At 74.9% G+C, this 9675-nt stretch carries 10 protein-coding genes; 5 read left to right on the top strand and 5 right to left on the bottom strand.

Features of this window, described 5'->3' with window-relative positions; translation table 11 throughout:
* Positions 1–103: 103 nt before the first annotated feature.
* Genes ABZ914_RS39255 through ABZ914_RS39245 form a run of 3 tightly spaced genes read right to left on the bottom strand, consistent with a single transcriptional unit; the run spans position 104 to position 2444 of the window.
* Complete coding sequence (locus ABZ914_RS39255; RefSeq protein ID WP_190856927.1) at positions 104–802, bottom strand: ABC transporter ATP-binding protein; 699 nt, start codon at positions 800–802, stop codon at positions 104–106.
* Positions 799–1935: a peptidoglycan-binding protein gene (locus tag ABZ914_RS39250; RefSeq protein WP_500199586.1), complete on the bottom strand. Its 1137-nt coding sequence runs from the start codon at positions 1933–1935 to the stop codon at positions 799–801. The genes ABZ914_RS39255 and ABZ914_RS39250 overlap by 4 nt, the downstream gene beginning before the upstream one ends.
* Positions 1932–2444: a hypothetical protein gene (locus tag ABZ914_RS39245; RefSeq protein ID WP_500199584.1), complete on the bottom strand. Its 513-nt coding sequence runs from the start codon at positions 2442–2444 to the stop codon at positions 1932–1934. The genes ABZ914_RS39250 and ABZ914_RS39245 overlap by 4 nt, the downstream gene beginning before the upstream one ends.
* A gap of 167 nt (positions 2445–2611) precedes the next feature.
* On the opposite strand from ABZ914_RS39245, the gene ABZ914_RS39240 reads away from it, so the two are divergent.
* From ABZ914_RS39240 to ABZ914_RS39225, 4 genes are all read left to right on the top strand, one after another.
* Entirely contained in the window at positions 2612–3268 is a 657-nt protein-coding gene (locus tag ABZ914_RS39240) for a response regulator transcription factor (protein ID WP_190856924.1), read from the top strand.
* On the top strand, positions 3265–4515 hold the full coding sequence (locus ABZ914_RS39235) for a sensor histidine kinase (RefSeq protein WP_500199582.1): 1251 nt from the start codon (positions 3265–3267) through the stop codon (positions 4513–4515). Before ABZ914_RS39240 ends, ABZ914_RS39235 begins: the two co-directional genes overlap by 4 nt.
* Positions 4516–4730: 215 nt before the next feature.
* The gene (locus ABZ914_RS39230) at positions 4731–5315 is read left to right on the top strand and encodes a papain-like cysteine protease family protein (protein ID WP_500199581.1); all 585 of its coding nucleotides are present in this window, start codon (positions 4731–4733) and stop codon (positions 5313–5315) included.
* Position 5316: 1 nt separating this feature from the next.
* Positions 5317–6123: a hypothetical protein gene (locus tag ABZ914_RS39225; protein ID WP_500199579.1), complete on the top strand. Its 807-nt coding sequence runs from the start codon at positions 5317–5319 to the stop codon at positions 6121–6123.
* Between the two features lie 98 nt (positions 6124–6221).
* Here ABZ914_RS39225 and ABZ914_RS39220 read toward each other — a convergent pair whose 3' ends face one another.
* Both ABZ914_RS39220 and ABZ914_RS39215 read right to left on the bottom strand, forming a co-directional pair.
* Positions 6222–7187, bottom strand: a complete 966-nt coding sequence (locus ABZ914_RS39220) for a LysR family transcriptional regulator (protein WP_500199578.1) — start codon at positions 7185–7187, stop codon at positions 6222–6224.
* Between the two features lie 115 nt (positions 7188–7302).
* On the bottom strand, positions 7303–8256 hold the full coding sequence (locus tag ABZ914_RS39215; RefSeq protein ID WP_500199576.1) for an AraC family transcriptional regulator: 954 nt from the start codon (positions 8254–8256) through the stop codon (positions 7303–7305).
* Positions 8257–8499: 243 nt separating this feature from the next.
* On the opposite strand from ABZ914_RS39215, the gene ABZ914_RS39210 reads away from it, so the two are divergent.
* On the top strand, positions 8500–9675 hold a 1176-nt coding region (locus tag ABZ914_RS39210; protein WP_500199575.1), incomplete at its 3' end, for an ATP-binding protein.

The raw sequence follows: 9675 nt of genomic DNA, 5'->3' as shown, positions 1-9675 counted from the left end.
GCCCGGCCCGGCTCGGGCCGGGCCGGGCGCGGCCGGGCCGGACGCGGCCGCCCGGGATCCGGCCGCCCGGGTTCCGGCCGCTCGGGACGCAGCGTCCCCGCGGTCATCGCGCCGCCTCCGCCGGCTCCGCCCGCGCCGGGAGCGCCGAGTCCTCGACCACCAGGCCGTCGCGCATCCGGACCCGGCGCGGCAGCCCCGCCGCGATCTCCCGGTCGTGCGTGATGATCACGACGGTGGTGCCGGCCGCGTGCAGCCCGCGCAGCAGCGCCATCACCCCGTCGCCGGACGCCGAGTCCAGCGCGCCCGTCGGCTCGTCCGCCAGCAGCAGCGCGGGCTCCCCCGCGACGGCCCGCGCGATCGCGACGCGCTGCCGCTCGCCGCCGGACAGCTCGTGCGGCTCGTGGTGCATCCGGTGCGCGAGCCCGACCCGTTCCAGCGCGTCCGCCGCCCGCCGCCGCCGCGCGGCCGGCCGCAGCCCCGAGTACAGGAGCCCGTCGGCGACGTTGTCCAGCGCGCGGGTCCCGGCGGCGAGATGGAACTGCTGGAACACGAACCCGATCCGGCTCGCCCGCAGCGCCGACAGCGCCGCGTCCGGCAGCCGCCCGACGTCGTGCCCGTCGATGCGGACGGTCCCGGACGTCGGCCGGTCCAGGGTGCCGAGCACGTTCAGCATCGTCGACTTCCCCGACCCCGACGGCCCGACGATCGCGACCAGTTCCCCGGCGCCGACGTGCAGCGACACCCCGCCGAGCGCCCGGACGCCGCCCGGGTACTCCTTGGTCACCTCGCGCAGCTCGATCATTTCGGCACCCCCACGACGGTGCCCTCGGCGACGCCCGCGCCGGACACCTCGACCCGCCCGTCGGCGAACAGCCCGGTCTTCACCGGGACGTACGACGACGTCGAGCCCTTCACGACCTCGACGCCGAACCCGCCCTCCGACAGCGCGACCAGCGCGGTGACCGGGACCGTCAGCACCTCCTTGCGGGCGCCCGCGGTGAAGGTGACGTCGACGGCGGCGAGCGCGTACTTCGCCGCGGCCTTGCGCGCCTTCGACGACCGCAGCCAGATCATCACCTCGACCTTCGTGGACGGGTCGGCGCCCTGCCCGTCGCCCGGCTTGATCACCGTGGAGACCTCGTCGATCCGCCCGCTCACGGTCGTGTCGTCGGGGAGCGTGACCTCGACCGCGGCGCCCTTGCGGGCCATCCGCTGGTCGGTCGTGTCCAGCTCGACGGTGACGGCCTTGTCGGTGCCGGTGTAGGTGAGCACCTTCCGGCCGGGGCCGGTCGGGTCCCCGGCGTTCGCCTGGAGGCTGTCGATCCGGACGGGTTCCGGCGCGAACACCACCCGGCCCAGCTCGACCGTTCCGGTCTCGTCGAGGCCGAGGTCGTCCTGCCATTTCTCGACGGCGTCGGCGGTGTCGGCGGTGTACTCCTTGTCGACGGTGAATCCGTCATAGCCGAGCGCTTTCAGGTTCTTCTCGAAACGCTCGACGTCCGACCCCTCGGTGCCGATCCGCAGCGGACGGTACGCCGGTTTCGACCCGTACATGAGGACGACCGGGTCGCCGTCCACCTCGTACAGGGCCTGGCCCCGCTTGATGACGTCGCCGCTCTCGGGGACCTTGGTCAGCGTGCCCTGGAGCCGGCTCGTCGCGGTGTAGGTGGGGCCGTAGCCGAGCGAGCCGTCCTCGGTCTGCTCGTCCTTCAGCGTCTGCCGCGTGACCTGCGTCGTGTTCGGCGGAAGGGCGGTCGCCCGGTCCTTGCCGGAACCGCCTCCGGTGTTCAGCGCGACGGCGGCCGCACCGCCCGCGACGGCCACCGCGGCCGCCGCCGCGAGGACGGCCCGCCGGCCGGGACGGCGCCGCCGCGCGCGGCGCCTGTCGTCCTCGGGCGCCCGCTCCCCGGGCGCCCGCTCCCCGAGGGCCGTCACTTCGGGCCGCCCGCCATGATGTCCTTGCACTTCTGCTGGGCGTTGTTGAAATCGGGGTCCTCGGACAGCTTCTTGTCCATGATGATCCCCTGCTGGCCCGGCTTCGGGTCGGGGAAGTCCTCGACGCCGTTCTTGCGCATGCACTCGGCGAATTTCCCGACCTGCTCCTGCATTTTCGGATCCGGCTTCGCGGCGCCGTTCTCCATCGGGTTGTACTGGCGGCACGCCTCCTGCGCCTTGTCGACCGTCTCCTTCGGCGTGCTGCCGTCGAGCTTGAGCGTCACGCGCCCGCCCTGCGGGTCGTCCATCGGAACGCCGTGCTCGCGCATGCACTGGGCGAACTTCACCCCCATCCCCTGCGGGTCGGCGCTCTTGGACGCGGTGGCCTGCTTGCCGCCGCCCGCCGACGCCACCTCGCCGTCCCCGCCGTCCTTCGACCCGCAGCCGGTCAGCGCGAGCGCCATCACCAGCGGCAGCGCCGCAAGGGCGCCCTGGGTGCGCAGTCGCATGTCTCGTCCCCTCGTTCGGCGGCCGGACGTGCTCCGGCCGGACGAGGAGCGATGCAACGCGGCCGCACGTTTCCCCACCGTTTCCGCCCGCCCCGGCCACGGCCCTTACGGCGAGGAAACACACCGCCCGGCACCATCGGCGGTCTGGACCTGGCGGAGGGAACGGCATGCGGGTGCTGGTGGTGGAGGACGAGCGGCTCCTCGCGGACGCGATCGCGGAATGGCTGCGGGACGAGGCGCACGCCGTCGACCTCGCGCACGACGGGGCGTCCGCCCTCGAACGCGCGGGCGTCAACGACTACGACGTCGTCGTGCTGGACCGGGACCTGCCCGTCGTGCACGGCGACGACGTCTGCCGGCAGCTGGTCACGGCGGGCGCGGCGGCGCGGGTGCTCATGCTGACCGCCGCCGCCGAGATCACCGACCGGGTCGCCGGGCTCGGCCTCGGCGCCGACGACTACCTGACCAAGCCGTTCGCGTTCGCCGAGCTGGCCGCCCGGGTCCTCGCCCTCGGCCGCCGGTCCCGGCCCGCCGCGCCGCCGACGCTGTGCCGCGCCGGGATCACCCTCGACCCGGCGCGCCGCGAGGTGTTCCGCGACGGCCGGTACGTCCCGCTGGCGCGCAAGGAGTTCGCCGTCCTGGCCGAGCTGCTGCGCGCGGACGGCGCGGTCGTGTCCGCCGAGCAGCTGCTGGAGAAGGCGTGGGACGAGCACGCCGACCCGTTCACCGGCGCGGTCCGGCTGACCGTCCTGAAGCTGCGCCGCAAGCTCGCCGAGCCGCCCGTCATCGAGACCGTCAAGGGAGCGGGGTACCGGATCCCGTGAAGATCCCCGCGATCGGCCGGCCGCGCCGCGTGTCGCTGCGCGCCCGCCTCACGCTGACCTACGGCGGCCTGTTCCTCGCCGCCGGCCTGGTGCTCCTCGGCGTCACGTACGCGCTGTTCACCCAGCAGCTCGACCGGTCCGGGACGCGGGTCCTCGCCCGCGTCACGACGCAGCAGTCCGGGGCGCCCAACGGCGGCGGGCGGACGCTGGTGAACATGGACGGGACGTCCCGGAACCTCCCCGACGCCAACGCGGCCACCGCGGACATCGAGCGCATGATGCGCAAGCAGCACGACGAGTACCAGGCCGCCGCGACGAAGTCCCTGGTCACCGAGGGGTCGATCGCGCTGCTGTTCGTCGCCGGCGTCGCCGCCGGGTTCGGCTGGCTGATCGCCGGACGCGTCCTCGCGCCGCTGCACCGGGTGACCGAGACCGCGCGGCGGATCGCCCGCGCGCCCGCCGCCGACCGCGTCCTGCACGAGCGGATCGCGCTGCGCGGCCCGCACGACGAGGTCAGGGAGCTCGCCGACACCTTCGACACGATGGTCGAGCGGCTCGACCGCTCCTTCGACGGGCAGCGCCGCTTCGTCGCGAACGCCTCGCACGAGCTGCGCACCCCGCTCACGCTGGGCCGCGCGCTCGTCGAGGTCGCGATGCACCGCAAGACGGCGTCCCCGGACGTGCTGCGCCTCGGCGAGGACCTGCTGCAGATCACCTCGCGGCACGAACGCCTGATCGGCGGGCTGCTGCTGCTCGCCCGCTCGGAGAACGAGATCACCGGCCGCGCCCCGGTGGACCTCGCGGACGTGGTCCCGCACGTCGCGGCGCGGACCGCGCCGGAGGCCGAGCAGGCCGGCGTCACCGTCACGGCCGCGCCCGAAGAGGCTATGACCAGCGGCGACGCGCTGCTCCTCGAACGCGTCGTGGAGAACCTCGTCGAGAACGGCATCCGCCACAACACGGGCAAGGGCGGCGGCTGGGTGAGCGTCACGTCCGGCACGCGGGGCGGACGCGCCGTCCTGGAGGTCGCCAACTCCGGCCCGCACGTCCCGTCCTACGAGGTGCCGGGCCTGTTCGAGCCGTTCCGCCGCCTCGACGCCGACCGCGTCGTCACCGCCAAGGGCGCGGGCCTCGGCCTGTCCATCGTGCAGTCGATCGTCCGCGCCCACGACGGCGAGGTCACCGCCCGCCCCCGCCCCGAAGGCGGCCTCACCGTGACCGTCACCCTCTCCGCCACCGCACCCTGACCCCGGAATTCACCGTCCGGCGACGGGTCATATCTGGAAGTTATGACCTGTTGGCATTTCCCGGGTTTTTGGGGTGGATGAGACCGTCATGGCGTTGCTTCGGTCTCGCGCACGGCAGTTTCCGTCCGGAGAATCCACCCCGGCACCGGAGGGAATTGCACGGCTCCCCGTGCGCGAGGCGCTCTTCGGCACGCCGGGAGAAAAGGCGGAAGCGAATGAGAACGCGTACCCGGTCCGCCCGGGCACGGTGGCGGCTCACGTGCGGGGTCGCCGCCGCGGCGGCGGGCACCCTCACCGCCGCGGCGGGCACCGGAGTCGCCGCGGCCGGCGAACTCCCGATCACCCAGCAGGTGCAGCAGCAGGACCAGTGGTGCTGGGCCGCCAGCGGGCTGACGATCGCGAAGTACTTCGGCGTCGGCAACGTCAGCCAGAACGACTTCTGCAACCTCGCACGCGGGTACCCGCGGGGCGGTTACTGCCCGAACCAGGCCGGGCAGCTGCAATGGGACCAGCGCGCGTTCCAGGCGCTCGGCCTGAGCCCCGGCTACGTCAGCGGGCCCCTCTCGTTCCAGGGCGTGGAAAGCGAGATCGACGGGCGGCGGCCCGTCCAGACCGGAATCTACTGGAGCGCCGGCGGCGGGCACTCGCAGGTCATCTACGGCTACGACCCGTACAGCCGGACCATCTCCTACGGCGACCCGTGGCCGTCCAGCCCGCGCTACTCCGAAATGGCCTACAGCAGTTACGTCAGCAATTACCAGTTCCAATGGGGCCAGGCCCTGTCGGGGATCGGTGGTTGAGATGCGCACCTCAGCGAAGCTCGCCGCGGGAGCGGTGACCGCCGGCCTCGGCGTCACGATGGTCGCGGGCACCGGGACGGCGCTGGCCGACGGCCCGTCCCCCGCCGACACGGCGGCCGCCGCCAAGGTCGCCGCCTCGCCCGCCGCCAGGGAGCGGCTCGCGACCTTCTTCGTCCACCTCGATCAACACCAGCGGGGCGAGCTGACGGACCAGGCCGTCAGCAAGTCCGCGAAGGCGGCGAAGGCGCCGGCGCTGGACGGCGCGGTCCGGCCCGTCTACACGCTGAACCCGGGGTTCGTGCAGGGGCGGCGGGACGCGTCCGTCGCCGCGTTCGCCTACCTCGCGGTCGGCGCGCACTCGGCGACCGGCCAGCACGCCACGATGTGGCTGGTCAGGCAGGGCACGGGCTGGAAGATCATGAACGTGATCTCCGGCACCGACGAGGCCGCCTACCCGGCGCGGGCCGGCGGCGGCACGGTGTTCACCGAGCCACAGATCAACGCCTGGTACCGGCTCAAGGACGGCCGGGTCACCGGCCTCAACCCCACCGCCACGACGTCGGTAGGGAAACGCGGCGTGACGGTGGCGGCGTACCGGAACCTGGTTCGCGCCCGGTACGCCGACAAGCTCCCGGGATCGTCCTACCAGCGGTCCGGGAGGCTCGGCGGCTACACGCCCCGCACGGGCGTGGGGACGGGGAGCGGCGGCGGAGGCACGGCGCCCCTCCTGCCGGCGCTCGGCGCCTGCGGCGCGCTGGCCGCGGCGGCCGGCATCGTCGCGGCCCGCCGCGGGCGCGTCCCCCGGTAGCCGCCGTCCGCGGGTTCCCGTCCCCTCCTGGAACCCGCGTCTCGGGGCGTGTCCCGCGGGTCCTGCGCGGTCCGCGGGACGCGCCCCGCGAACCCGCGTCAGGCGGGGAGGGAGGGGTGGGCCTCGGGGTGCTCGTCCCACCACTCGCCGTAGACGCGCTGGGCGCGGACGAGCTCCATGTAGACGTCGGCGAAGACGTCGCGCAGCCGCAGGGCGGCCTCCTCGGCCTCGGGCCGCCAGACCAGCACGACGCGCTGAGCGAGCGGGTCGCCGGTGAGCCGCCGGAACGCCATGCCGTCGCGGGGGCCCGCGGTCGGCTGGTAGATGCCGATCGCCCGCCCCGACCGGATGAGCGACGAGGAGATCTGCCAGTCGGTCGCCCAGAACCGCACGCGCGGCTGGAATCCGGCGGCGGCGCAGGCGGCGCGGAAGTAGGCCGGCCAGGGGCCGTCGTCCAGCGGGTCGTCGATCCAGTCGTGCTCGGCCAGCTCGGCGAGGGCGACGGTGCGTCCGGCGGCCAGCGGGCTCGCCGCCGACATCCCGACCAGCGCCGGCTCTCGCTCCACCAGCACCAGCCGCCGCAGCCCCTCCCTGACCGGGCGGCCGTGGCCGACCGGCTCCTGGAACAGCCCGATGTCGAGGGCGCCGGAGGCCAGCAGCGCCGGGATGCGGCCGCCGCCCGGGTCGACGCGCAGGTGCAGCCGCGCGGACGCCGACAGCTCGCCGAGGTGGTCGCTCAGCCGGGTCAGCGCCGGGCACGCCTGCACCCCGACCCGCAGCGACGGCACGGACGCCGGGTCGCGGCGGTGCGCCAGCGCGGCGTTCAGGTCGTCGATGCAGGCCAGCGCCGCGCGCGCCCGCGTCGCGACCTCCGCGCCGACCGGCGTCGGCAGGACCCCCTCCGCGGAGCGGACGAACAGCTGCACGCCGAGGTGGCCCTCGACGCGGCGCAGCATCGTGCTGACGGCGGGCTGGGTGAGGCCGAGGCGGGCGGCGGCCTTGCTGATGCTGCCGGTCGCCGCGACGGCCTCGATCATCCTCAGGTGGTGGGGGCCGAGATCCACGAGCGCACGCTCCTACCCGCGTCTGCCCCGTCCGACGAAGTCAGCGGAATGGTAACCCCGGGGGGCGCGCGGGTGAATGGAAATGCGTGCCAATCCGGCCGCCCCGGGACGGCGGTCAGTGCGCGGCGTGGCGGAGTTCGCGGGGGCTCACTCCGAACCGGCGCCGGAACGCGGTGCTGAGCGCGCTGGCCGAGGAGAACCCGGCGGCGTGCGCGAGGTCGGTGATGGTGACGTCGCGGTCCTGCGGGTTGCGCAGCCGGTCCCGGACGAGCCGCAGCCGCTCCTCGCGGATCAGCTCGCGCGGCGTCGTCCCGGCGTGCTGGAGGGCGAGCTGCACCTGGCGCAGCGACCAGCCGAGGTCCTGGGCCACGGCGGCGCCGGTGAGGCCGGGCTCGGTGGCGTGCTCGCGCACGTACCGGCGCACCACCGCCTCGACCTCGGCGAGGTGGCCGGGCGCGGCGGGCCGCTGCCGCTCGGCGACGACGACGCAGAGCAGCTCGGTGATCCGGTCGCAGGCGGCGTCGAACTGCGCGGCGCCGAGGGCGCGGCGCTCCTCGCCGACGGCCCGCACCATGTCGGCGACGACGCGGCCGAGGCCGGCGGACAGGTCGAGGCCGGTGGCGACCGGCGACGGGCGGCGCAGCCGGCGGTCCATCTCGCGCGCCGGGATCGTCATGACGAACGCCCTGGCGGAGCCGTCGCGGCGGCCCCCGTCCTGCGGGCGGACGGCGCTGGGCCCGTGCCCGGACGCGATGCCGATCCGGAACGGCTCGGCCAGCGTGACGAGGCCGCCGGTGCCGGGGCGCAGCCGCGCCTCCCGGCCGTCCTGGACCAGGGTCAGCTCGCCGTCGAGCGGCAGCAGGAAGCGGTAGCCGTCGGCGCGCTCGCGGCGCGCCTGGCCGGCGGTGCGGACGCAGTCGATCTGCTCCGACCAGCACAGGACGAGCTGGTAGGCGCCGTCGTCCACCCCTGCCCTTCCGCCGTGCCGCATCCGGGCGGGCGCCGCCGGTCCGGCGTCGGGGACGCGCTGATCAGGGCGGCCCGCCGCAGGCGAGGGTAGTACGATCACCGCCGCCAAATCAGGCGAACACGCCGGAAAGTAACGCGTATCGGACTGCCGGTGATCGTGGCATGCGCCTCGCGGCAAGTTCTCTGCGCGCGGGCACAAGCGCGCCCGCCGCGCCCCGGCCTACGGTCACGAAACCGCGGCGCGTCACCTCCCCGACCTGCGCCGTCGGCACTTGTCCCACCGGCCACGAGACGGTCCGACGCCGGCCCGTCTCGCCCGACCCCCCTGCGTCACGAGGATCCGATGGAGCAAACCCTGTTGGCGGCGGCGCTCGTCGTCGTGGCCGCCGCCGGCGTCGCCGCCGCCGTCCAGCTGGCGCGCCAGCGGCGGCTGACCGCCGAGCTCCGCGACCAGAACGCCGCCCTCGCGGCCGGCGTCGAGCTGCGCGACAAGGAGCTGCGGCACCTCGCCGACGTCCGGCTGCCCGAGCTGATGGACTCGCTCCACAACCCGGGCATGCGCGTCGCCGGCCCCCTGCACGATCTCACCCGCAAGGCGCCCGCCTTCGGCCAGTCCCTGCAGACGGTGATGGACCTGTTCGCCGGGTCCGCCGACCGGGTCAGGGCGCGGGCCGACCAGTCCGCCAAGTCGACCCTCCGCTCGATGATGCGCGCCGTGCAGAGCCTCGCCAACGAGCAGCAGCTCGCCATCTCCTCGATGCAGGAGCGGCACGACGACCCCGACGTGCTCGACGGCCTGCTCCGCATCGACCACATGAACGCCCAGCTCGGCCGGCGCGCGCAGGCCACCGCCGTGCTGTGCGGGTCGTGGCCGGGCCAGCAGCGCTCGGCGTCCTCGCTGACCGACGTGGTGCGCGGCGCGACCTCCCGGATCCGCGACTACCTGCGGATCAACCTGGAGGGACCGGTGAACGTCGCGATCACCAGCCGGGCGGTCGAGCCGGTCGTGCTGACGCTCGCCGAGCTGCTCGACAACGCCGCCCGCCACTCCCGCCCGGACACCGCCGTCGAGGTCAACTTCCGCACCGCGCACAACGGCGTCGCCATCACCATCGACGACGCGGGCGTCGCGATGGACGCCGAGGAGCTCCAGCGCGCCGCCGAGCTGCTGTCCGGCGAGACGTCGGTGGACGTGCACCGGCTCGGCGACCCGCCGCGCGTCGGGTTCGCCGTCGCGGGGGTGCTCGCCGCCCGGTACGGGTTCTCGGTGTCGGTCGACTCGCGGTCCCCCTACGGCGGCGTGCGCGCCGTCGTGTTCGTGCCGAGCTCGCTGCTCACCGAGGTGCCCGACGGCCCTCGGACGCGGCCCGCCGTGTCCGGCGGCGCCGAGGGCGGGCAGGCCGCGGCCGCGCCGGACGTCCCGTCCACCGAGCACGGGCTGCCCAAGCGCAGCCGCGTCGCGGTCGCCGACCGCGCCCCCGAACCGGACGAGCCGGACGAGCCCGCCCCGGCCGCCTGG

Origin of the sequence: Spirillospora sp. NPDC046719 (assembly GCF_040645715.1) — a bacterium.
In the GTDB taxonomy this organism is placed as follows: domain Bacteria; phylum Actinomycetota; class Actinomycetes; order Streptosporangiales; family Streptosporangiaceae; genus Spirillospora.
The sequence above is the reverse complement of the archived record's forward strand: the minus strand, read 5'-3'. Positions and strand labels throughout refer to the sequence as shown.